Genomic DNA, 23,005 nt, shown 5'->3' with positions numbered 1-23,005 from the left:
TATGGAAGAGATTATTCAGGAAGATAAGAAGGTTTTTTTATACCTTAACAATCTGGGAGATTCATCTTTCGACCAGTTCTGGATGCTGATTTCCAGTACGTGGATCTGGGTGCCACTTTACATCATATTTTTTTATTTCCTATACAAAAATTACCAGGTAAAATCTTTAATTTTTATCCTTATTTTTTTAGCAATCGGAGCAACCGTTTCGGATCAGCTGGCCAGTGTGTTCAAATATGGAGTGGCAAGACTGAGACCATGTCATGACCCTACTCTGGAACACTATATGAGAATTGTGAAGTGTGGCGGTCAGTATGGCTTTTATTCTGCCCATGCTTCCAACACCTTTTTTTTGGCGGCCTTTTTAGGGATTTTATTAAAAAATAAGCTTAAGTGGTTTCCCTATGCTATATTGGTATGGGCTATAGTGGTTTCCTATAGTCGTATATATTTAGGAGTACATTTCCCGATAGATATTTTGGTGGGGGCGTTTGTTGGATCTTTATTGGGAGTGGTATTTGCTGCACTTTCTAAAAAAGTCATCAACAAACAGAATATAACCTCATGAAAAAAAAATTATTACTTCCGGCTTCCCTTTTTGTTTTATTTCATCTCCATGCCCAGGATAAAAAACTGGCTGAAGAATGCTTTAAAAAAGCAGATTATAAATGTGCCGAAGAGCAGTACGCCAGGCTGGCGGAAAAAGAACAGATCCAGAAATATCAGTCTGAATATTATGATTATCTCGGGATGGCGCAGAGAAGGCTGGGGAAAACAGCACTCGCTTTTAAATCCTATGAATCTGCTTTAAAAGCAAATCCAATGTCTGTTTCAGTATACGCAAATATAGCGTCGCTGCACAGCCAGAAAGGAAATAAAGTCAAAGCACTGGAATACATTCAGAAAGGACTTCAGGTGGACGATAAAAACGCTGATCTGTACCTTACACGCTCCAAAATTTATGATGGACAGGGTAAAAAAGATTTTGCGATCAAAGATCTTAATCAGATTCTCACCTTTGCACCCGATAATATTTATGCTAAAACAGGGCTCGCCAACTTAAAGAAAAATAATGGCGACCTTGACGGCGCCTTAAAGGATTATAACCAGCTTATTGCCGAAAAACCCGAGTCATTACTGTATAACGGGCGGGCAGATGTTTACTTTAAAATGAAAAAGTATAAGGAATCTCTCGCTGACATCAATAAAGCAGTTTCCATAGACCCGAAATTTGCACAGTCATACATTACCAAAGCCTTCGTTTTGTTCGATACCGCCAAGCCTAAGGAAGCTTGTGAAAACCTTGATAAAGCCGTTGCCTTAGGGTATGAAAAAGCAGTATTGGCAGAATATTACACCAAATGTATCAAGAAATAAAGAGACTTTCTTTAAGTCTTTCTATATAAAAAAATGAATACAGGAACGATCATACTGGTTTTTATAACGACCCTTTTATTCTATGGATCTTCAAAAGGTCAGAAGGCTGAGGAATATCTCAGCTATTATCAATTTGGGCTTTGTGATTCACCTCAGATCATTACATTGAAACATCACAAGGATGATACATATTCTGCGACAATCAATACTCATCTCAAAAAGAAGGGAACCCAACTTGAAATTCTGTCAGAGACAACCCTGTATCCAGGGACAGCCAGGAAGATGATTTTAAAATTGAAAGAAGCAGGGATTGATTCCGTAAACGAGGCGTATAATGATGAAGGAATGGCTTATCTGGATGGTGATGCATTGACTTTGCAACTGCTGAGAAATGGTAAAATAGAAAGTTTTACATTTCCCGAACTTTACCCGTCCGATCAGCAAAAAATGGAAACAACCCCATTAAGACTTAAAGTTCAGAACTGGCTAAAGATTATTGATCATGAAGAAAACCTGAAAAAACATTTCTCAGATGTTAAGAAAGGACTTAAAAGAGGGACTTACTGTTATGATGTCGGAATCAATACAATCTGTTTTAAAAAGAAGTGAAAACGATTGCTTATCATTAAAAATAGTCCTGCCGGGACCATTTTTAATTAGTCGTTATGATAAGGTTTTCCCTGGAGAATCTGGTCAGCCCTGTACAATTGTTCTATAATAAACAGCCGGATCATCTGATGTGTAAATGTCATCTTAGACAGTGACATTTTTTCATTAGCCCTGCTATAGATTTCGTCAGAAAATCCATATGCCCCGCCGATCAGAATATGTACTTTTTTGACGGAAGAATTCATCCAGGTATCAATTTTCTGGGAAAATTCGCGACTGGTCAGCTGTTTTCCTTTTTCATCAAGCATCACGACCATATCATTCTTATCTATATGATTTAAAAATAGTTTGGCCTCCTCTTTTTTCAGAAGATCAGGAGTTAGGTTTTTTGCATTTTTCACATCGGAAATTTCTGTAATTTCAAAATTCCAGTGTTTAGGCAGGCGGTTAAGATAGTAGTTGATCAAAGAAGTAATTTCCCGGTCGTCTGTTTTTCCGATACAAAGTAAACTGATTCGCATTGATAATAAGTTTCAGGCCGCAAAGATACTACTTTTTGAAATGAAGGGATCTCATGACTGGCTCCATCTTATCATCCTTTTTTGCTAGTCCACCGAATTGCTTTTGAATCTGTTTCTGTAATCCACAGGAGTCAATCCGGTTACCCTCTTGAAAATAGTTCTGAAAGTCCTCAGATCATTATACCCGATGCTATAAGTAACATCAGCAATATTGGCAGCACCTGTTTCCAGTGCTTTTTTGGCAGCCTCTACCTTTAGCCGCTGTATATATTCTATAGGATTTAGCCTGGTGGCATTTTTAAATCTCCGGATAAAATTTCGTTTGCTCATATTTACCTGGCTGGCAATCTGGTCTACAGAAAGATCTGTTTTAAATTTTTTCTCAATATAGCTTTGTGCTTTGTGAATTTCATCGTCATCATGAAGCCGCTGGCCCGAAAATACTGTGAATAGTTTCTGTGATGTACGGCCATAATCCAGCCCATAATATTTACTGAGCTCAATGGAAATCTCTTTGGTTGAATTCTTCTCAATAAAATAGAGCATCGCGTTTAAAGAAGAGAAGCCACCCCCGCCGGTAATAATTGCTTTGGAATGAGTAACCACATGCTCCGGTTTGAAATCGATCCGCGGATATCTTTGCTGCAGATCTTCGATTGCTCCCCAATGGGAGGTTGCAGGCATTCCATCCAGAAGACCACATTCCGCCAGAAAATAGGCTCCTGTACACAGGCTGATGATTTCTGCTTTTTCATGGTATTTTTCGTTGATCCAAGAAATAAGTGTTTTATTTTCAGCCAGCAATCCGGTGATTTGATCCGGATTGGTGTTCATTGGTGGAAGGATGACCACATCTGTTTCAAATTCCTCTGATATCGTTTTGGCACAGTGGAATTCTATGGGCAGGTTGGACGATATTTCTTTTAAGCCCACTCCAACAAATTCAATCTGAAAGGGTATCGACAAGTTCTTTCTCACTGCTGCTTCATTGGCGCTGGCCAGCAGTGATGCCGTATTGGAAACTGCTGTGGACAATACATTTTCATATACTATAAGTGAAATATGCTTCATAATGGCGGTGTTGTGTTTTAAAAATACATAAATTCTGGCACAAAATACACTGTTGGATGTCATTTTAACGTAGCAGGTATTTCGGCTGAGTCAGGTAATTTTACAGAAAGATTTAGTTATGAAAACAATATTTGATCGTACAGCAAGAGAAGAGCTGACCGCAAGAATCCATACCATCGGTCAGAATAATACGGCCCAATGGGGGAAGATGAACCTGTATCAGATGATAAAGCACTGTACCAAATGGAATGATTGGGTACTTGGAAACGGAAACCATACGTACCGGCAGGACTTTTTAGGAAAGCTCTTTGGAAAAATGGTTCTCAAAGGAATGGTAAAAGACGACAAACCTATGAAAAGAAATTCTCCGGCCGGTAGTTTTACGATTAAAGAATCCGGGGGGGACATTGAAAGACAGAAAAAAATATGGCTGGAACAGATTGCTGCCTATGGAAATTTTTCGAATCCTGGATTTATTCATGATTTTTTCGGAAGCATGAAACGTGAAGAGCTGGGTATTTTTGTATACAAACATATGGATCATCATCTGAGACAATTCAATGCATAGGAATAATAAGGTTAATTGAATTATTGTAATTATTTGGGGATTAAAATAAAAGCATTATACCTATACAAGTGAAAACATCACAATTTTTATTATTTCTGTTCCTCAGTCTTTATTCTGTGCAATGTATGCAATCAAGAAGGAGAGGGAAAATGTTTATATTTGTAGGGAGAGATCAGCGATAAGTTTAAAATGCGGCCTGTAAACGATGCCATTTATGGTGATCTTTCAGTAAATTACAACAACAGATGAGTATAAAAGTTCCCAGATTTATCCTAAAGATTCAAGAGTTTTTTGATGATATTCATATTCCGGTTTTGGGAATATCACTCTGGCAAATGTTTCAGATTTATATCTCCGGAATTTTTAAAGATAAAATCGGAAGAAAGGCGGCCGCCATCTCCTGGAGCTTTACCATGAGTTTATTTCCTTTTATTCTGTTTTTGCTTTCCGTGCTTCCCTACATGCCCCTTTACGATAAGCTGGAGTTTTATATTTTTAACGTCTTGCTGCATAATGTTTTTCCTTCCAATATGGAAAACGACGTGAGAGGATATATTGAAACGAGTATTATTCCCAACATGAAGGGGATCAGTAATCTGACCATTCTGCTGGCACTTATTTTCGCTACAAATGGTACATTTTCCCTTATTAGTGGATTCAATGAAAATTCGGATGAGAAGCTGAGTGATGTTAAAGAGTTTATTCTTTCTTTTTTTATTACCATAGGTTTTATTACCATTGTATTCCTGGCACTTTTCGGAGTGTACTATGCAGAGGTTGTGATAAAACCCTTCACGCCGGCCTATGATATATCGTGGCTGGTCAATAATCTATCCAAAATTATAGGATTTGTCTCTTTTCCTTTGTTTTATTTTATTCTTCTTACCTTATTTTACTGGCTGGGGACTGTAAAAATAGCAAGATTCAGACAGGCAATTCCGGGAGCGATTCTTACCACCATACTCTTTTTGGTGACCACCTATATCTTTGCCATATATGTGAAAAATATCGCCCGGTATAATGTTCTCTACGGCTCTATCGGAAGCATGATTCTGCTAATGGTATGGGTGAATGTGAACGTCTACCTGTTGCTTTTTGGAAATGAACTGAACCTGGCCATCAGAAGGCTTAGAATAGAAAAACTCCTTTCTGATGAAATCAAAAAGGAGACTTTTCATTATCGAAATTCTATCACAGAACAGGATTACGAGAATGATCCCGGCCACCGCCGCAATATGGAAAACCGGAAGAAGGATTAATCCTCTTCCAGTTCCGGATTTTCTTTAGAACTGATGCTTAGGATAATAAACCCTGTAATAGCAGCGATAAACGAAGCGATCAGAATGGCAAATTTGGCTTCATCCTGGATTTCAATTTCACCTTTAAAGGAGAGCAGTGCAATGAAAATGGACATGGTAAAACCGATACCTGCTAGAAGTCCCACCCCAAGCATCTGAAGCCAGTTGCTGTTATGAGGTAAAGAGCTCATCTTGAGTTTGATGGCAATGAATGAAAACAGATTGATTCCGATCAGTTTTCCGAGCACCAGTCCGCAGATAATTCCCAGTCCTAAAGTACTGCCGATGCCAGCCACCATTTCACTTGAAAAGGTAATATTGGTATTCGCCAATGCAAACACAGGCATGATCAGGAAGCTCACCGGGATATGCAGTTTATGCTCCAGCTTTTCCAGGGGCGAAATTTCTACATTGGATACATTGGTAGGAATTGAAAATGCCAGCAGAACTCCGGCTATTGTCGCATGAATCCCTGAATGATGCAGGAAATACCATAAAAATAATCCTGGAATTATATAAAATACAATACGCGTCACCTTTAGAAAATTCAAGAGAAACAAAAGGACGGTAACTCCAAGAGATAACAAAAGGTAGGTCCAGTGGATCTGCTCAGTATAAAAAATGGCGATCACCAGAATGGCTCCCAGGTCATCAACAATGGCTAGTGCAGCCAGAAATATTTTGATCGAATTGGGAATCTTCTTCCCCAGCATGGAAATAATAGCCAGTGAGAAGGCAATGTCCGTTGCCATTGGAATTCCCCAGCCGTTACTGTATTCCGTTCCGGAATTGAACAGGCTGTAAATCACAGCGGGAACAAGCATTCCGCCTACAGCAGCAAAGATCGGTAAAGATGCATTTTTAAAGGATGAAAGTTCACCTTCTACAAGTTCTCTTTTGATCTCAAGTCCCACCAGGAGAAAGAATACAGCCATCAGGCCATCGTTGATCCAGATGCTTACCGGATATTCCAGTTCAAACAGATGGGTTCCCACATTTTTATCCAAGAGATGTTGAAAGCTTTCTGCAGCTGATGAATTGGCAATAAGTAATGATGCCAGTACACAGAAAATAAGAATAATTCCTGAGGCCTGGCTGTTGTTGAAAAATTTTTTAAAATAAAGGGTTAAATTCATATCTATGATTGTAGTCGTCTCACTCTTGAAACTCCATTAATATTCTTAAGTTTTTTGAAGGTCTCTTCCAGCTGACCTTTATTTTTGACTTCAAGATTGATGTTTCCGGTGAACACTCCATTGTTGGATTCAATGGACATACTTTTCATATCCATCCCCATACTGCCACTGATGACGGTGGTAATATCATTGATCATTCCCATCCTGTCAAGGCCTTCGATCTCAATTTTCACCCTGTTTTTGAAGCTTTCGGCATTCACCCACTTAGCGGGGATCACACGGTAATCGTATTGGGCTCTCAGATTGATGGCGTTGGGGCAATTGTCACTGTGCACCTTGATTCCATCAGAAATGGTAATAAATCCGAAAATTTTATCACCCGGAATAACTGTACAGCATTTGGCATATGTATAATTGAGCTTTTCTTCATCTTTCCCGAAAACAATCATATCAAGATTCTGCTCTTTCGGTTCTTCGAAATGCTGATTTTTGCTCGGTGACTTTCTGAATCTTGAAAGTAAATTGTTGAATACGTTCTTACTTTCAATATATTTTCTCAGGCTGCTTGCGTCCAGTTCATTACTTTGGAACTTGAGAAACACCTCCTGAGAAGATTTTAAATTGAAGAATTTCTGAAGTTTGTTGATTTCTTCATCATTAAAATTAATTTTCGCATGACGAAGCTTCCTCTGCAGGATCTCTTTTCCTTCTTCTACCAGCTGGTTTTTCTGTGAATTCAGGTAACTCTTAATCTTGGACTTGGCTTTTGAAGTTACTACAAATTCCAGCCAGTCGGATTTTGGTTTTTGATTCTGTGAAGAGAGGATATCGATCTGGTCACCATTTTGAAGAATGTAGGAAATAGGAACCAGCTTGCCGTTGATTTTTGCCCCTAAACATTTCATCCCAAGGTCAGAATGGACTGCAAAGGCAAAGTCAAGAGCGGTAGCATTGGTTGGAAGAATTTTAATTTCTCCTTTCGGGGTAAAGACAAATACCTCTTTGGAGTAGAGATTAAGCTTGATATTGTCCAAAAGTTCAGACGTAGAAAGATTCTGCTGCTGTTCCAGGACTTCACGGATTTCTGTAACCCATTTTTCAAAATTACGGTCATCAGAGCTTTGCTTGTAGCCTTCTTTGTATTTGTAATGCGCAGCCACCCCTTTTTCAGCAATCTCATCCATACGTTCTGAGCGGATCTGGACTTCAATCCATTTTTTGTCAGGTCCCAGAACGGTCAGGTGAAGACTTTCATATCCCGTGGAGCGGGGCTGGGTGATCCAGTCTCTCATCCTCGAAGGGTTGCTGTGGTACACATCTGTAACAATTGAATAGATCTTCCAGGCAAGGAATTTTTCGTTTTTAGCATCGGATTTATAAATAATCCTGATGGCATAATTATCAAAAACTTCCTCAAAGGAAACACCTTGCTTCAGCATTTTCCTGTAGATGGAAGAAATAGCTTTTGCACGGCCTTTAATGGTAAAATTTAAACCTTCATCCTTTAGCCTTTCTGATACTTCGGTTTTAAATTCTTCAATATATCGTTCACGGCTTTCCTTGGCAAGTTCCAGTTTTTCCGTGATTTCGTTGTAAATTTCGGGGTTGTTGTATTTTAAAGAGAGGTCCTCCAATTCAGATTTGATGTTATACAATCCAAGGCGGTGGGCCATAGGCGCATAAATATAAACCGTTTCGGAAGCAATTTTCTTCTGCTTGTCCGGGGCCATACTCTCCAGCGTCCTCATATTGTGAAGACGGTCTGCAATTTTAATTAGAATCACCCTGAAATCTTCAGATAAGGTCAACAGAAGCTTTCTGTAGTTTTCAGATTGTACAGAGATATTCTGATGATTCATGATGGAGATCTTTGTCAGTCCATTCACGATATTGGCAATCTTTTCCCCAAAGATTTTTTTCAGATCTTCATACGTATAGTCAGAATCTTCGATCACGTCATGCAGTAGGGCACAGGCAATAGAAGTAGCACCCAGACCTATCTCAGTTGCGACAATTTTAGCAACAGCAATAGGGTGGTAAATGTAAGGTTCACCAGATTTTCTCCTTTGATCTTTGTGTGCATCCAATGCAATATCAAAAGCTTTTCGGATGAGCCTGTTGTTTTCCTCATCCAGTGTTCTGTATGTATTAGAAATCAGATCCTTATATCTTGCGAGGATCTCTTTATTTTCCTGTTCTAAGTCGTAACTCATTTGTGCTAATGCCTATATTTAAACGAAAATACGAAAATTTTTTCTCTTTTTCAAATATAAAAAATCCGCAGAATATTTCCACGGATTCCTGGTTATTAGGTTTTATATCGATTAGAATTTAACTTCGGAATTCATTCCGTTACTTGATGTTTTGATTTTGATATCTGGGCTGTTGTGAATCTCAGCCCTGTTTCTGGCATCAATGTATTTTTTAATCGTGTCATAATTGGCCTGATCAATGCTCATATTTTCAAACTGATAGGTTTTCAGCACCGCATTCTGCATAAAAATACTCCGTGCATTTTCATTCTGGCTGCTGTCTTTAATGGCTACACTCGCCAGATACTGGGAGTTATGATGTTCATTACTAAGATATATGATATAATCTGATGTTAGGAATCCCGAAGTTTCCAGATCATTTTCGAGCTTTTTGTAATCGCTGTTGTGCTCAAATAGCCCAGCTAATATATTTGACATAATTAATGGGTTTTAAAGTTGTGATTAAAGTTAATAATAATTTCCTTATATCCATAGTTATTTTTCAATAAAATTTATTAATTAATATTTTATCTATAATATAATGTTAAAATGTTTGAAAAATTCTATTGAACAGCTGTTTGGTTTTGGGGATTCTGTAATTTTATATTATATTCCTTTAGTGTCTGTCACTATTGTAGGCCCGGGAAAAGTATGAATGACAATTGCATTTAACTCCACTATTCTCACCCTGTTTTTATGATTGTTGATCCTGTGTAAATTTCATCGTATCAGTGACATTATTCTTTCATCAGAAAACAAAAAAAGAGATCACTTCACATGGAAATGATCTCTTTTCGTGATTTAAATGGGTTTAAATTCTCTGGTTTTTGATTTCCTCTACAATTTCCGGATTCAGAAGAGTAGAAATATCCCCGAAGTTGCTGAAGTCACCCTCTGCAATTTTTCTCAGAATTCTACGCATGATTTTCCCGGAACGGGTTTTGGGAAGCCCGGATACAAATTGAATTTTATCCAGTTTGGCTATCGGTCCGATCTGATCAGCAATCAATTGGTTGATCTCTTTTTTCAGATTTTCTTTATCACGTCCTTCTCCGGATTCTTTAAGCATTACGTAACCGTACAAGGCATTTCCTTTGATATCGTGAGGATAGCCTACAATAGCAGATTCTGCAACGGCAGGATGCTGGTTGATGCTGTCTTCAATAGGAGCTGTACCTAAATTGTGGCCTGAAACAATAATGACATCATCCACACGGCCGGTAATTCTGTAATATCCTACTTCATCTCTTAAAGCCCCGTCACCTGTAAAATATTTGCCCGGAAAGGCTGTAAAATAGGTTTCTTTATACCTTTGATGGTCTCCCCATATTGTTCTGGCAATTCCTGGCCATGGAAAACGGATGCAGAGGTTTCCGGTAACCTGGTTCCCTGTAATCTCATTGCGCTTATCATCCATGAGAACAGGCTGAATTCCCGGTAGTGGAAGAGTGGCATAGGTGGGTTTTGTAGGAGTTACAAAAGGAAGGGGAGAGATCATAATACCTCCGGTTTCAGTTTGCCACCAGGTATCTACAATCGGACATTTTTTCTTTCCCACATGATCGTTGAACCAGTGCCATGCTTCATCATTAATAGGTTCTCCTACAGACCCTATTACCTTCAGTGTACTCAGGTCGTGCTTATCTACCCATTCTGCGCTCTCCTTGGCCAGAGAACGGATGGCGGTAGGAGCAGTGTAGAACTGGGTGATCTTATGTTTTTCAATAACCTCCCAGAAACGGTCGGGTTCCGGATAGGTAGGCACACCTTCAAAAATAACGGTCGTTGCACCATTCAATAGAGGCCCGTACAGGATATATGAATGGCCCGTGATCCATCCGATGTCTGCTGTACACCAATAGATGTCATTTTCTTTATAATTGAATACATTTTTAAAGGTATAAGCGGTATACACCATATATCCGGCGCAGGTATGAAGCATTCCCTTGGGCTTGCCGGTAGAACCTGAAGTGTATAAAATAAAAAGCGGGTCTTCAGAATCCATAATTACCGTAACGAAATCAGGAGATGCTTTTTCGTACAGGTCGGCCATCCAATGGTCTCTTCCTTCTTTCATTTTAATGTCATTGTGGGTTCTTTTCACCACCAAAACATGTTCAATACTGGGTGTTTTCTCCAAGGCTTCATCAACAATGCTTTTTAAATCCAGAATTTTGCTTCCTCTGTAACTTCCGTCTGAGGTGATGACCATTTTTGCCTCACAGTCATTGACTCTTGAGGCAACTGCTGAAGCAGAAAATCCTGCAAAGATCACGGAGTGCACGGCACCCAGTTTGGCACAGGCCAGCATCGTTATCGCCAGCTCAGGAATCATGGGCAGGTAAATACAGACCCTGTCTCCTTTCTCTATTCCCATTTCACGTAAGACATTGGCGGTTTTGTTCACCCGGTTATACAGCTCGCTGTAAGAGATATGCTGGGCTTCTTCTTTAGGATCGTTGGGTTCCCAGATAATGGCCGTTTTATCTCCCCTTACGGCAAGATGCCTGTCTATGCAGTTTTTGGTGATATTTAATTTCGCATTCTTAAACCATGTGATTTTGGCTTCATTCATATCGTACTTAACAACCTTGCTCCATCTCTGATACCACACAAAGTTCTGGTCTGCTACTTTATCCCAGAATTTTTTGGGATTTTTGATAGATCTCTTATAATCTTCAAAGTATTGTGGTAAATCTTCTATTAAGTAATTTCTCATATCCCTTTCGTTTTTTGAAATTTGAATTGTATTTTAAATATATGTCTAATTTGTCGTTTAAGCCCTGTATTCCCTGATTTTTTCCTGAATTTCTTCGATGATTTTCTCGTCATCAATTGTTGATGGAATCTGGAAATCTTTTCCATCCAGTAACGTTCTGATCAGCTTTCTCAGGATTTTTCCAGAGCGCGTTTTCGGTAATCGTTTGACAACCATAGCGTTTTTAAGAAAAGCCACTGCGCCGATTGTATTGCGGACCATCTGGATAATATCTTTCTCAACTTCCTTTTCAGAAATAGTGGTTCCGTTCTTCAAAACAATGACTGCAAAAGGAATCTGACCTTTCAGATCATCATCAATTCCTACTACGGCACATTCCGCTACGTCGGGGTGTGAGGAGACGATTTCTTCCATTTCTGACGTAGAGAGGCGGTGTCCTGCCACATTAATGACATCATCAACCCTTCCCGTAATGAATATATAGCCGTCTTCATCCTGAATGGCACCATCTCCGGAGAAATAATATCCATTGTATTGCGAGAGGTAGCTGCTTTGGAAGCGATCATAATCGTTCCAGATCCCCAGCATAGCTCCCGGAGGAAGTGGTAGCTTTATAATCAGATAGCCCTCCTGATGAGCATCCAGCTCATATCCGTTTTCATCAAATATTTTAATATCATAGCCCGGAACAGGTTTTCCTGCGGAAGCCCTTTTGATGGTATAATTCTCGTCATAAGTCATCAAACCCAGCATAGGCCAGCCGGATTCCGTCTGCCACCAGTGATCGATGGCGGGAACTCCAATATGCTCTGCAAACCAGTCCAGCGTAGCAACATCACAGCGTTCGCCTGCCAGGAACTGTTTCCTGAAATGGGAAAGATCATATTTTTTGACCAGTTCTCCGTGAGGATCTTCTTTTTTTATCGCCCTGATGGCGGTAGGTGCGGTAAACATGACAGAAACTTTGTATTCAGAAATAATCCTCCAGAAAGTTCCTGCGTCAGGGGTCATGATGGGTTTTCCTTCAAAAATAACGGTGGTGTTTCTGTTGATCAAAGGGCCGTAGATCGAATAGCTGTGTCCTACTGCCCAGCCGAAATCCGATGCCGCCCAATACGTTTCTCCCTGCTCCACGCCATAGATGTATTTCATTGAAAACTTCAGTGCCGTAGCATAACCACCGGTATCGCGGACTATTCCTTTAGGTTTTCCGGTTGTTCCCGAAGTATACAGCAGGTAGAGCGGATGAGTGGATTCCAGGGAAATACAGCCGGCAGGTTCCGATTTATGAACCAGCTCCTCATAATCGATCAGACCGTCAAACATTTCATGCTGGTTATCTACCAGCTTCCTGTTATAAACAATTATATGGTCTACTTTGTCCTGGGCAAGCTCAATGGCCTTTTCCACCAACGGGAGGTACGGGATTCTTTTGGCAATTTCAATTCCGGCTGTGGCGGTAATCAATACTTTTGGCTTACAATCATCAATCCTTACCACCAGTTCCTGGGGAGCAAAACCTCCGAAAACCACATTATGAATGACCCCGATTCTGGCGCAGGCAAGCATGGTAAAAAGCGTCTGCGGAATCATGGGCATGTAAATAACAGCGGTATCTCCTTTGGTTAAGCCAAGCGACGTCAGTCCACCTGCCAGTTTTGAAATTTCCTCTTTTGCCTGACTGAATGTATAGGTTTTCTTTTGATGAGTCACCGGTGAATCGTAGACAATGGCAATCTGATCGCCAAAACCGTCCTCAATGTGCTTGTCGATGCATAAATAGCACATGTTGAGCTTTCCATCGGAAAACCACTGTGGATAATCGTTGTCTCCTTTAGAAAGAATTTGCTGCGGAAATTCAAACCATTCTATTGCTTTGGCTTGTTCCTTCCAGAAATCCTCTTTGTTTTCTATGCTTTGTTTAAATAATGTATCTGTATCCATATCAATAGTCGTGTTTTTTGGGGTTTTTAGCCTGACCTTGTCAAGGTTAGAACCTTGACAAGGTCAGCAAGGCCAGATTAAAACATTTCCTCGATCTGCTGCATCAGCTTTTTGATCGAGTAGGGCTTGGTGATGTAAGCATCGGCTCCCATTTCCAGGCCTTTTTCAATATCTCTGGGATTGTTTTTGGCACTCAGAAAAATCACTTTGGTGTCTTTAAGCTTGTCATCCTGCTTGATGAGGTCCAACGTGCTGTAACCGTCAAGATTGGGCATCATAATATCGAGAAGGATCACATCCGGAACCATTGTTTTCAGAAATTCCAGAACTTCCGTTCCGTCACGGGCGATGTATACGTCATAGCCGTTTTTCTTAAAGCTGTATTCCAGAGACATTAATATTTTGTGTTCGTCATCTGCAATGATAATCTTTTTCATAAAGTGGGTTTAATGGTGTTCAACATCATTTGTAATATTTTCTACAGCTTTTCCGGGGATGGTGATAGTAAAAGTAACTCCCAGTCCGCTGTTTTCAGCTTTTATCCTGCCTTGGTGGGCTTCTACAATCTTTTTTGAAATAGCCAGACCCAGTCCGCTTCCTATAGGTTTTAAAATATTTTGGTTTTTCGATTGATAAAATTTGTCAAAAATCATTTCCAGGTCTTCTTCCGGGATGTGTTTGCCGGTATTGAAAATGGTAATGATCAGATCGGTGTCTTTCTCAAAAATCTTGGTTTGTATGGTTCCCTGTTCATCTGTGAACTTTAAGGCGTTGCCCCAGATGTTCTGAAACAACTGGATCATTCTTGCTTCATCGTATAAAAATATATGGTGATTTAAAAGATTTACTTCGCTGAGATGAATATTTTTCTGCTGGATCAGGTGAAGAAGAGGATTCAGAGCTTTTTTATAGGTTTCAATAATGTTGTTTTGCCTGATGGTAAGGGAAATTTCGCCATGCTGAAGCTTGTCGAGATAAAGGATGTCATTGATGATTTCACTTAACCTGTCAGATTCTGTGATGATGTTGTTTAGAAACTCCTGCTTGATTTCCTGTGGAATATCATCGTCATCAGCCAGGATTTCCCCTGCTGAACGGATAGCGGTAATGGGTGTTCTCAGTTCGTGAGCTACGGAATCCAGGAAGTCATCTTTCTGGCGGTCTTTTACAATCAGACTTTCATTAGCGGTGCGAAGGTCATCGGAAAGCTTTTGCAATTCCTCAGACTGTTCGGTGAGTTTCTTGTTGAGGTTTATATTTTCTTGAGATTCTTCAAGGATATTCAGCACTTCTTTCAGGGATATTTTATCTTCTTTGGTAACGCCTTCGATGAGGATTTTGGCGGAAGCGGTGCCAATCCTTCCGGCTAAAAGATTTTCGGAAAACTTAATAAACCTGGAATCAGCAGTTTCTGTTTTTGAATCGATGTTATATTTAAGGTTGAAAATCCTTAAAGCCTGTTCAGTTTTATTTTTGCCCAAAAACCTTTCAAGAATGTTCCTGATGTCAGAGATATATGCGGTTCCGCGCCAGATAAATGCGTTTTCATGATTCTGAATATACTTATCAATATCAACGTAGAGTTCTGCAAAATTTCTCTCCCTGTAATTCCCTTTCGTGCTCACAGAGATGATCGTAAACAACCCCGTGTTTACCAAAATCGACCAAAAGAAAATTTGGGGAATTCTTCCCAGAAAAGGAATGGTGAAAAATCCAAAAGAATTATACATATCTCTCAGAATTCCTTTGAGCTCCTGATTGTAAGAAAAATAATATTGGGGAATGATCAGCCCGAAATAACAGATGGCAAGCCCTGCAGCCAGTCCGGTAACAGCTCCCTTGTAGCTTCCTCTTCTCCAGAATAAAGCACCAAAAAAAGCAGGTCCCAGCTGGGCAATGACAACGAATGAAATGAGTCCTACAGAATCCAGTGATGTTTTCAGTATAAAATATTTGTAGAAGGCAAAAGCCATAATAATTAAAGCAAAAATGCTGAACTTCCTGATGTTGGTGATGTTTCTCGTATTTTGTTCCTCACTTTCAGACTTAAATTTACCAAGCAGGCCATACGGGATGATGAGGTTGTTGGAAAGCATAATAGAAAGGGTAATGGCTGAAATGATAATCATGGATATGCATGAGCTTAATCCACCCAGAAAAACCAAAACTGTAATAAGCGTGTTGCCGAAATGCTGCGGAATTAAAATGGAATAGAATTCCGGATTCACCTTTTGACCGTCAAAAATCAATCGTCCTCCCCAGGCTATCGGAAAGATGAATATGGTGAAAATAAGCAGATAAAGAGGGAAAAACCAGATCGCTGTGCGAATATGCTTTTCCTGTCGGTTTTCAATAATAGCGGTATGAAACTGCCGGGGCAGGATGCAGATGGCTGTGGCGGAAATCATGCAGAGAACCATCCAGTTCATAGCACCTTCAATTCCGTTAAAGGTATTTTTTTCTTTAAAATCTTCAAACTGGCTGGCCTTTTGGTAAATATCTGAAAATCCATCAAAAACGTAATAAATCACGAAAAAGCCCAGAATAATGATGAAAAAGAGCTTTAAAAAGCTTTCCAGGGCAATGGCGGAAATAATTCCAAGTCGTTTTTCTGAGGCGTCTACATACCGGGTTCCGTAATACGATGAAAACAGAGCGATTAAAACAACAACAAATGTGGCATTATCCGTCAGAATGTCTTTGGACATAGGTGTTTCCGTTACCAAATGGAAAGTTTCCGAGATTGCTTTGATCTGAAGCCCGATATAGGGAACGATAGCAAGCAGACAGACGATGGTAATGATCGCACTGAAACTTCTGCTGTTCCCGTATCGCAGAGAAATAAAGTCTGCAAGGCTGCTTATTTTATTTACCCTGGAAATCCTTACAATCCGTGTATTGATATAAATCCAGGCTGGAATAATCATGATAGGGCCGATATAAATGGGCAGATAGTTTAATCCACTGGTAGCCGCGACTCCAATACTTCCGTAATACGTCCAGGCAGTACAGTAAACCGCTAAAGACAGCGCGTAAATATAGGGGTTGTTGATCCATAGCTTACTTCTTTTCTTCTCTGCCAGATGGGCAACCAGAAACAGGAGCGCCAGGTAAAACAGGACTACAAAAAACAGGGCAAAACTATTCATCATATCTTTTTACGATTACAAAAGAAATCACAATCGAAATGAGCCAGACCGCGAACAGGTAGATCAGGATCATCGGATAACCAAAAACATCTTTTTCGCTGTTGAAAAGCAGCGAAATGGGAATGCTGAAAGCGATCATCAGTCCAATGCTCAGGATAATCAGTTTTTGTTCGTGTCTCTTCTTCATACATGATGATTCATTAATAAAAGATAATTGATGAACAGATGTGGTTCATCGTTCATCAATTATCGTGGTCTTTTTTTAATTATATTTTATCGTCAGAATATTCCCCTTTCAAGGCATAATATCCGAAAATACCCAGGCCGCCGGAAATGATGGGCATCAGTACAAAAAGAATGATGATGCCGAAAACCAGATCTTCCTGTTTTCCTGAGGCGATTTTTGGAATTCCCAGCACGGTAATTCCGAAATATCCAACCACCAGGGCTATTGCAATCCAGAGGATGCCTAATATTTTTTTTAGTCCGTTCATTTTAGTAGTTTTAAAATTAATAAAAATTTAAGTGATTCAATGCTTAATCATGAAGATTATTGTTCTTGTTTTTAATATAAAACAATCCGATGATCAGACAGACTGTAGCAACTCCGATCGGATACCAGAGTCCTTCCAGGTACCAGGTAGCGTGCCCTGCATCTTTTCCGGTCGTTACCAGGTAGGTGGCAACAGCCGGGAGAAGCCCTCCAAATACTCCGTTTCCGATATGATAAGGAAGGGACATAGAGGTGTAACGGATTCTTACCGGGAACATCTCTACCAGGAATGCGGCGATAGGACCATACACCATCGTTACAAATATCACCTGGATGAAGACAAGGAAGATCAGATACCACTTTGTGTTATCACCCAATTTTACTGTTTGTGAGACTTTTGGCTCTTCAGCTTTTCCTTCTTTCATCACAGGTCCGGCGGGCGACCAGTGAACGATACTGTCTTTTTTAATCAGGGTTCCGTCTGTAAAAAGGGTTTCCTTGTGAAAAGTAACCAGGCTGTCAGTGGCAACATCGTTGTGTATTTTAGCGGTCCTCTTTTCTGTAATTCCATTGGCGGCTACGGTTTTGCTTTCCAGATTTACACTTTTGAACATGCTGTCGTAGATAGGCCTGTACGCTAATATCGCAACCAGCATTCCGGTCATCATCACTGCTTTTCGTCCTATTTTATCAGAAAGCCATCCGAAGAATACAAAAAATGGGGTCCCCAAAAACAAGGCTGTAGCCATTAGTGAATCAACCTGGGCAGATTCCACATTCATTACTTTCTGCAGGAAGCTCATGGCGTAGAATTGTCCGGTGTACCAGATCACCCCCTGTCCCATGGCGGCTCCGAATAAAGCCAACAGTACGAATTTAAAGTTATATCTGTTGCCAAAGCTTTCTTTTAATGGGTTTTTTGAGGTCTTGCCTTCGCTTTTAGCCTTTGCAAAAAGTGGCGATTCCTTCATGTTTTTTCTGATCACATACGAAACGCCCACCATTAAAATGGAAATCCAGAAAGGAACCCTCCATCCCCAGGTATCAAATTCTTCTGCAGAAAGGGTATTTTTGGTAATCAGAATAACAATTAATGAAATAAAAAGTCCTGCAGTGGCAGTAGTCTGGATCCAGGAAGTCCAATAACCTCTACGGTGTGGCTGGGCATATTCTGCAACATAGGTAGCTGCTCCTCCATATTCTCCTCCCAGGGCAAGTCCCTGCAATAATCTTAAAATAAGAACAAGAACTGGAGCTAAAAATCCAATGGTTTCGTAACTTGGGATACAGCCGATAAGGAAAGTGGAGAATCCCATAATCAGCAGGGTGACAAGAAACGTGTATTTTCTTCCGATGATATCACCCAGTCTTCCGAAAAATAGAGCTCCGAATGGTCTAACGACAAATCCTGCTGCAAAAGTGGCCAGCGTGGATAGAAATGCAGCAGTAGGATTATCTGCAGGGAAAAACTTGGTAGCTAACACAATGGCTAAGCTTCCGAAAATATAAAAGTCATACCATTCGATCAACGTTCCGAGGGATGAGGCGGTGATCACGCTCCAGATGGTGCGGTTCTTCTGCCGGTCGGTCATATTTTCGTAGCTTTCGTGATGGTTTTCGCTCATATTGATTGGTTTTTGATGTTAATTAAATAGGATGTTTGGTCTTTTTTGAACCATTAAGGGCTTTAAGTTGATAAGAATAAGTAAGACTAAAACTAAAGCTATTGTATTAAGCGGCATTCTTCCTGTCCATCTTTGATGAGGCTTCACTGATCTTACTTTATTTATTATTCTTAATGGTTTACATTTTACAGGTAGATTTGAAACTGTACAATAAATTCTCCTTTTGAAGAAGGCTTTTCAGTAGGGTTGGTGTAGACGGGTCTTGTTGAGTATTGAGTGGTGATTTTTGCATGATGTCCATCAATGAACCAGTTGGCTCCTACATCAAACTGAGAAGAGGATTTATCAAATGCTTCGAAATTTTTATGAGTATACGCGGCAAAAGGCTGTATTCTGATTTTAGGCTTCTCTGCCTGGCTTGGCAATAATAAGCCTGCTTGTGCATAGATAATATTACCTGTTCCAATGGTGGGCTGCAGATTTCCTGGTCCCGCAATGGCTTTGTTCCCGATGAAATTAGGATCAGAAGCACCGATGTTCATTGTTCCCAGATTTCTGACGTAATTAGGTCCGAAATTGTAATTATAGTACCCTGCGTAAGCTGAAACTGCCATTTTGTTTTTAGCCTCACCCAGAGGAATATCGGCGAAAGCATCTACGGCAAAAAGGCTGATATCATGTTTTTCAATATTGGAATTCACAGAAGTTCTTGTTCCGTCGGCCTGATGATAAAACCCTGCACCTATATTGAAAACCTTTTTAGTCCCAAGATAAGAGCCTACTTTAAAGGGAAGCGTGTTGGATTCCTCATCAAGAAACTGGTATTCCAGATACCCAGCTTTTGAAAAGCTTGGATTTCCGTTGTTATCTACAGCAACTGCTCTGGAAGGATCTGTAGTATTTACTGGAGTTAAATCCGTGGCGAAAGGTTTATTCAGACTGAAACGGTATTCCAGCTTTCCATACTTACCTTTGGCGAACATTCCCAGCTGTCGTGCAAACTGGTCGGAATTATCAATAAGCGGCCATGAAAAGACTGGGGAATCTACAGTCAGGAAGTTCAGCGTTGAAGCCATAGTCATCCTCGAAAGGCCCATATAGTAATGAAGTCCGGCACCTAAGGATAAACTGAATTTTCCTGCTTCTCCGGGTAAAAGAACTGCATACTCGTTCCAGGCATCATGAAAAAACAGCTGGGTTTTCTTGCCGTTTCCATAGCCGCCTGTTCCTGTTGTCCCCGTAGCGCCGCCGTTAATAAATGTCTGGTTGTTGATTCCGAAATGGAGGAGGATCATATATCTTTTTGAGATCTGGGCATATGCCAGGGCTCTTAATCTTCTGTTTCCGATGTTCCATGTGTTATCTGTAGGTTCTCCACCTACCATGGTTCCAGGGTTCATTGACGTATTTCTCAGCCAAAGCTGGTCCCACAAAATAAACCTGACGAATTTATCCCCTTCCTGATTGAGGTTTAATTTTAATCCACTGCCGTAATCCGGAGAGCCTTGAGAATAGAGCGAACTGCTGATTAAGGCTACTCCTATGAATGTAAGTAATTTCTTCATAAATTATCAATTTTTGGCGTTGTTTTTTGTGAATACCAAATTGGAATTAATAACTTGTTTATGAAAATTTAATATATATTAGTGGTAACAGTATAGTTTCATCAGATAATTACTTTTTAAATATTGATGTGGGTTCAGTTTATTACTTGCTGATGATATGTAAATATTTATCAATCAATTAGCTTATAGCGATTATGTACTGCCTGAAATCTAAAGTCTTGGTTCTTGGTTCTTGGCTCTTGGTTCTTGGCTCTTGGTTCTTTGTTCTTAGTCCTCGCTTCTCACACTACTTCTTAAACCTTTCCCATTTGATAAGCATGTATTTATCGGCGAACTGGGTAATAATAATTCCGGAATTTTTAATGTTTTCTTCCTGGGCGATGTATTCTATCAGCTCATTTTGTTTTAAGATCTTATAGACTGGATGGAATTCGGAGTGTGGAGGTCTTGTGATGTTGTACTTCTTGATCCATGAACTGATGGTGACATGGGAAACTCCGATGATTCGTTCAATTTCTCTATAGCTCAGCCCTTCCAGATACAGTTGGAGAGCCTTAGTGACATAATAATCATCAATCTGTTTTCCCAACTTTTTAACGGTAAAATAATACCTGCAGTTTTTACAGAGGAACCTTTGTTTGTTGTTGATGATTCCGCTCTTTACGATCTTGGTGCTGTTGCATTTAGGGCAGGCGTTTTCCATATGTATAATATTTTAGCAAATATATAATAAATTAGCAAATATACATTTTTCTGTAAAGATAATTTTACCTGTGTATTTCTATAAAACAAAAAAAATATCTTTTTTATTTGGATTTAAAAGAAATTATATTTTAAATTTGCCAAAAAAATTAGATAAATAAATGGAAATAGAAATTTCCTCATGCGAACATCTCATGTATGTGGGTGAAATACAGCAGGAAATGTATGATTCTGCACAGCGCAGAGGAACGGGGATCGCAAAACGTTCCATCGAATATTTGAGTAAGAAGATTTCAGAGGGCAATGCTGTGGTGGCTACTGAAAACGGAGAGTGGGTGGGTTTCTGCTATATAGAGACCTGGTCGCATGGGAAGTTTGTTGCCAATTCGGGACTGATTGTGTCTCCGAAATTCAGGAATGGGGGAATAGCGACTCAGATCAAGCATAAAGTTTTCCAGTTATCTAGAGAAAAATATCCCGAAGCAAAAGTATTTGGGTTAACTACAGGGCTTGCGGTCATGAAAATCAACAGTGATCTGGGATATAAGCCGGTCATTTATTCTGAACTCACTCAGGATGAGGAATTCTGGAACGGCTGCAAAAACTGTGTAAACTATGAAATTTTAATGAAAAAGGAACGTAAAAACTGCTTGTGTACAGCCATGCTGTTTGTTCCGGATAATATAAAAGGAAATGAGGTTGTCAATAATCAACCTGAAAATAAGTATTATGAAGAAAAAAGTCATCTTAGCGTTTAGTGGAGGTTTGGATACTTCTTACTGTGCTAAATATCTTAGTGAAACACTGGGGTATGATGTGTATGCAGTTACTGTAAATACCGGAGGTTTTTCTAAGGCGGAAGAAAAAGAGTTGGAGAGAAAAGCTTTAAACCTTGGGGTTAAGGAGTACAGGTGCGTGGACGCTCAGGAGGATTATTATCATTCTTGTGTAAAGTATTTAATTTTCGGAAATGTATTGAAGAACAACACGTATCCTCTTTCTGTAAGTGCTGAGCGTACGATTCAGGCGCAGGAAATTGCAAAATATGCCATGGAAGTGAAGGCAGATGCGATTGCCCATGGGAGTACAGGAGCTGGAAATGATCAGGTTCGTTTTGATTTGATCTTCCAGGTGATGTGCCCGAATATTGAAATCATTACTCCAATCCGTGATCTGTCTTTATCCCGTGAGGACGAAATAGAATTCCTGAGAAGCCATGGATATGAAATGGAATTTCATAAGGCACAGTATTCAGTGAATAAAGGACTTTGGGGAACTTCTGTTGGAGGAAAAGAAACACTTACTTCAAAAGATTATCTGCCGGAAGAGGCTTTTCCTTCACAGGTTAAAGAAACTCATCCTTCCAGCCTTGAAATTGAATTTAAAAATGGAGAAGTCGTAGGTGTGAACGGAGAAGGTTTTGAACATTCTGTGCATGCGATTCAAAAAATTGAAGAATTGGCTTCTGCTTACGGAATTGGCCGTGATATTCACGTTGGAGATACCATTGTGGGGATTAAGGGAAGAGTAGGATTTGAAGCTGCGGCGGCGTCAGTCATTATCAAAGCCCATCATTTACTGGAAAAGCATACCCTTTCAAAATATCAGCAGATGATGAAATCACAATTGTCAGACTGGTATGGAAACTGGCTTCATGAAGCGCTTTTCCTGGATCCTGTGATGAGGAATATAGAGTCTTTCCTGACGGATTCTCAAAAAACAGTGAGCGGAAAAGTATTTGTAACTCTTCACCCGTACAGATTTATTCTGAATGGAATTGAGTCTGATCATGATCTGATGTCAGATAAATTCGGAAGTTATGGAGAGGCCAACAGAGTGTGGACAGGCGATGATGTTAAGGGGTATACAAAAATTGTAAGCAATTCTCTCAATATATACCACCAGATTAACCAGAATATTAATTAGTTCCAACCGGAATGTATAACCCAGGACAGAAGACGGTCCTGCAAGAATTA

21 protein-coding genes are annotated in these 23,005 nt (G+C 39.9%); 7 read left to right on the top strand and 14 right to left on the bottom strand.

All coding sequences use genetic code 11. The features are described 5' to 3' along the window. Nucleotide 1 precedes the first annotated feature (1 nt). From DRF67_RS17610 to DRF67_RS17600, 3 genes are read left to right on the top strand one after another with little or no spacing between them, the layout of a single operon-like run. The gene (locus tag DRF67_RS17610) at nt 2-568 is read left to right on the top strand and encodes a phosphatase PAP2 family protein (RefSeq protein WP_115929613.1); all 567 of its coding nucleotides are present in this window, start codon (nt 2-4) and stop codon (nt 566-568) included. Continuing rightward, complete coding sequence (locus DRF67_RS17605) at nt 565-1,377, top strand: tetratricopeptide repeat protein (protein ID WP_115929612.1); 813 nt, start codon at nt 565-567, stop codon at nt 1,375-1,377. Before DRF67_RS17610 ends, DRF67_RS17605 begins: the two co-directional genes overlap by 4 nt. Nucleotides 1,378-1,410: 33 nt before the next feature. Further along, nucleotides 1,411-1,986 carry a hypothetical protein gene (locus tag DRF67_RS17600; protein WP_115929611.1) on the top strand — a complete coding sequence of 192 codons (576 nt, stop codon included), beginning with the start codon at nt 1,411-1,413 and terminating at the stop codon, nt 1,984-1,986. 47 nt (nt 1,987-2,033) lie between these two features. Here DRF67_RS17600 and DRF67_RS17595 read toward each other — a convergent pair whose 3' ends face one another. Beyond that, a complete protein-coding gene (locus DRF67_RS17595) occupies nt 2,034-2,507 on the bottom strand; it encodes a 23S rRNA (pseudouridine(1915)-N(3))-methyltransferase RlmH (RefSeq protein ID WP_115929610.1) in 474 nt (157 codons plus the stop codon). 84 nt (nt 2,508-2,591) lie between these two features. Beyond that, nucleotides 2,592-3,578: a GlxA family transcriptional regulator gene (locus tag DRF67_RS17590; RefSeq protein WP_165851825.1), complete on the bottom strand. Its 987-nt coding sequence runs from the start codon at nt 3,576-3,578 to the stop codon at nt 2,592-2,594. A 118-nt stretch (nt 3,579-3,696) separates the two neighbouring features. Here DRF67_RS17590 and DRF67_RS17585 point away from each other — a divergent pair, with 118 nt between their 5' ends. Beyond that, a complete protein-coding gene (locus DRF67_RS17585) occupies nt 3,697-4,146 on the top strand; it encodes a DUF1569 domain-containing protein (RefSeq protein ID WP_115929608.1) in 450 nt (149 codons plus the stop codon). A 245-nt stretch (nt 4,147-4,391) separates the two neighbouring features. After that, a complete protein-coding gene (locus tag DRF67_RS17580; RefSeq protein WP_115929607.1) occupies nt 4,392-5,405 on the top strand; it encodes a YihY/virulence factor BrkB family protein in 1,014 nt (337 codons plus the stop codon). On the opposite strand, the gene nhaA is transcribed toward DRF67_RS17580, so the two are convergent. The 12 genes from nhaA to DRF67_RS17520 all read right to left on the bottom strand — a co-directional run bounded on the left by nhaA (nt 5,402) and on the right by DRF67_RS17520 (nt 21,030). Then, nucleotides 5,402-6,580, bottom strand: coding sequence for a Na+/H+ antiporter NhaA (nhaA, locus tag DRF67_RS17575; RefSeq protein ID WP_115929606.1), 1,179 nt, complete (start codon nt 6,578-6,580; stop codon nt 5,402-5,404). The two genes, DRF67_RS17580 and nhaA, sit on opposite strands and share 4 nt — an antisense overlap. Before the next feature lie 2 nt (nt 6,581-6,582). Further along, nucleotides 6,583-8,793, bottom strand: a complete 2,211-nt coding sequence (locus tag DRF67_RS17570; RefSeq protein WP_115929605.1) for a RelA/SpoT family protein — start codon at nt 8,791-8,793, stop codon at nt 6,583-6,585. 111 nt (nt 8,794-8,904) lie between these two features. Next, the gene (locus DRF67_RS17565; RefSeq protein WP_115929604.1) at nt 8,905-9,270 is read right to left on the bottom strand and encodes a hypothetical protein; all 366 of its coding nucleotides are present in this window, start codon (nt 9,268-9,270) and stop codon (nt 8,905-8,907) included. 373 nt (nt 9,271-9,643) lie between these two features. Then, on the bottom strand, nt 9,644-11,551 hold the full coding sequence (acs, locus tag DRF67_RS17560; protein ID WP_115929603.1) for an acetate--CoA ligase: 1,908 nt from the start codon (nt 11,549-11,551) through the stop codon (nt 9,644-9,646). A 57-nt stretch (nt 11,552-11,608) separates the two neighbouring features. Continuing rightward, nucleotides 11,609-13,495, bottom strand: coding sequence for an AMP-binding protein (locus DRF67_RS17555; RefSeq protein WP_115929602.1), 1,887 nt, complete (start codon nt 13,493-13,495; stop codon nt 11,609-11,611). Nucleotides 13,496-13,572: 77 nt separating this feature from the next. Next, on the bottom strand, nt 13,573-13,932 hold the full coding sequence (locus tag DRF67_RS17550) for a response regulator transcription factor (protein ID WP_115929601.1): 360 nt from the start codon (nt 13,930-13,932) through the stop codon (nt 13,573-13,575). A gap of 9 nt (nt 13,933-13,941) precedes the next feature. Next, complete coding sequence (locus tag DRF67_RS17545) at nt 13,942-16,644, bottom strand: ATP-binding protein (protein ID WP_165851827.1); 2,703 nt, start codon at nt 16,642-16,644, stop codon at nt 13,942-13,944. Then, nucleotides 16,637-16,831: a hypothetical protein gene (locus DRF67_RS17540; protein ID WP_115929599.1), complete on the bottom strand. Its 195-nt coding sequence runs from the start codon at nt 16,829-16,831 to the stop codon at nt 16,637-16,639. The genes DRF67_RS17545 and DRF67_RS17540 overlap by 8 nt, the downstream gene beginning before the upstream one ends. Nucleotides 16,832-16,910: 79 nt before the next feature. Continuing rightward, nucleotides 16,911-17,138 (bottom strand): DUF6814 family protein, encoded by a 228-nt coding sequence (locus DRF67_RS17535; protein WP_115929598.1) that lies wholly within the window; start codon nt 17,136-17,138, stop codon nt 16,911-16,913. Nucleotides 17,139-17,181: 43 nt separating this feature from the next. Continuing rightward, the gene (locus tag DRF67_RS17530; RefSeq protein ID WP_115929597.1) at nt 17,182-18,762 is read right to left on the bottom strand and encodes an MFS transporter; all 1,581 of its coding nucleotides are present in this window, start codon (nt 18,760-18,762) and stop codon (nt 17,182-17,184) included. A 185-nt stretch (nt 18,763-18,947) separates the two neighbouring features. Then, complete coding sequence (locus DRF67_RS17525) at nt 18,948-20,327, bottom strand: porin (RefSeq protein ID WP_115929596.1); 1,380 nt, start codon at nt 20,325-20,327, stop codon at nt 18,948-18,950. A gap of 286 nt (nt 20,328-20,613) precedes the next feature. After that, nucleotides 20,614-21,030, bottom strand: a complete 417-nt coding sequence (locus DRF67_RS17520; RefSeq protein WP_115929595.1) for an IS1/IS1595 family N-terminal zinc-binding domain-containing protein — start codon at nt 21,028-21,030, stop codon at nt 20,614-20,616. Between the two features lie 160 nt (nt 21,031-21,190). Between DRF67_RS17520 and DRF67_RS17515 the strand changes: the two genes are divergently transcribed. Continuing rightward, nucleotides 21,191-21,787 (top strand): GNAT family N-acetyltransferase, encoded by a 597-nt coding sequence (locus DRF67_RS17515; RefSeq protein ID WP_228435842.1) that lies wholly within the window; start codon nt 21,191-21,193, stop codon nt 21,785-21,787. Beyond that, nucleotides 21,759-22,955: an argininosuccinate synthase gene (locus tag DRF67_RS17510; protein ID WP_115929594.1), complete on the top strand. Its 1,197-nt coding sequence runs from the start codon at nt 21,759-21,761 to the stop codon at nt 22,953-22,955. The genes DRF67_RS17515 and DRF67_RS17510 overlap by 29 nt, the downstream gene beginning before the upstream one ends. Nucleotides 22,956-23,005: the final 50 nt, after the last annotated feature.

The sequence above is a fragment of the Chryseobacterium pennipullorum genome (genome assembly GCF_003384725.1).
Classification (GTDB): Bacteria; Bacteroidota; Bacteroidia; order Flavobacteriales; family Weeksellaceae; genus Chryseobacterium; species Chryseobacterium pennipullorum.
Note: the sequence above shows the minus strand (reverse complement) of the source record. Positions and strands in the feature narration are given on the sequence as shown.

Bases quoted from the DNA above. Each gene is read 5' to 3' on its own strand.
- DRF67_RS17610 (WP_115929613.1), top strand. From the start codon at position 2: ATGGAAGAGATTATTCAGGAAGATAAGAAGGTTTTTTTATACCTTAAC.
- DRF67_RS17605 (WP_115929612.1), top strand. From the start codon at position 565: ATGAAAAAAAAATTATTACTTCCGGCTTCCCTTTTTGTTTTATTTCAT.
- DRF67_RS17600 (WP_115929611.1), top strand. From the start codon at position 1,411: ATGAATACAGGAACGATCATACTGGTTTTTATAACGACCCTTTTATTC.
- DRF67_RS17595 (WP_115929610.1), bottom strand. From the start codon at position 2,507: ATGCGAATCAGTTTACTTTGTATCGGAAAAACAGACGACCGGGAAATT.
- DRF67_RS17590 (WP_165851825.1), bottom strand. From the start codon at position 3,578: ATGAAGCATATTTCACTTATAGTATATGAAAATGTATTGTCCACAGCA.
- DRF67_RS17585 (WP_115929608.1), top strand. From the start codon at position 3,697: ATGAAAACAATATTTGATCGTACAGCAAGAGAAGAGCTGACCGCAAGA.
- DRF67_RS17580 (WP_115929607.1), top strand. From the start codon at position 4,392: ATGAGTATAAAAGTTCCCAGATTTATCCTAAAGATTCAAGAGTTTTTT.
- nhaA (WP_115929606.1), bottom strand. From the start codon at position 6,580: ATGAATTTAACCCTTTATTTTAAAAAATTTTTCAACAACAGCCAGGCC.
- DRF67_RS17570 (WP_115929605.1), bottom strand. From the start codon at position 8,793: ATGAGTTACGACTTAGAACAGGAAAATAAAGAGATCCTCGCAAGATAT.
- DRF67_RS17565 (WP_115929604.1), bottom strand. From the start codon at position 9,270: ATGTCAAATATATTAGCTGGGCTATTTGAGCACAACAGCGATTACAAA.
- acs (WP_115929603.1), bottom strand. From the start codon at position 11,551: ATGAGAAATTACTTAATAGAAGATTTACCACAATACTTTGAAGATTAT.
- DRF67_RS17555 (WP_115929602.1), bottom strand. From the start codon at position 13,495: ATGGATACAGATACATTATTTAAACAAAGCATAGAAAACAAAGAGGAT.
- DRF67_RS17550 (WP_115929601.1), bottom strand. From the start codon at position 13,932: ATGAAAAAGATTATCATTGCAGATGACGAACACAAAATATTAATGTCT.
- DRF67_RS17545 (WP_165851827.1), bottom strand. From the start codon at position 16,644: ATGAATAGTTTTGCCCTGTTTTTTGTAGTCCTGTTTTACCTGGCGCTC.
- DRF67_RS17540 (WP_115929599.1), bottom strand. From the start codon at position 16,831: ATGAAGAAGAGACACGAACAAAAACTGATTATCCTGAGCATTGGACTG.
- DRF67_RS17535 (WP_115929598.1), bottom strand. From the start codon at position 17,138: ATGAACGGACTAAAAAAAATATTAGGCATCCTCTGGATTGCAATAGCC.
- DRF67_RS17530 (WP_115929597.1), bottom strand. From the start codon at position 18,762: ATGAGCGAAAACCATCACGAAAGCTACGAAAATATGACCGACCGGCAG.
- DRF67_RS17525 (WP_115929596.1), bottom strand. From the start codon at position 20,327: ATGAAGAAATTACTTACATTCATAGGAGTAGCCTTAATCAGCAGTTCG.
- DRF67_RS17520 (WP_115929595.1), bottom strand. From the start codon at position 21,030: ATGGAAAACGCCTGCCCTAAATGCAACAGCACCAAGATCGTAAAGAGC.
- DRF67_RS17515 (WP_228435842.1), top strand. From the start codon at position 21,191: ATGGAAATAGAAATTTCCTCATGCGAACATCTCATGTATGTGGGTGAA.
- DRF67_RS17510 (WP_115929594.1), top strand. From the start codon at position 21,759: ATGAAGAAAAAAGTCATCTTAGCGTTTAGTGGAGGTTTGGATACTTCT.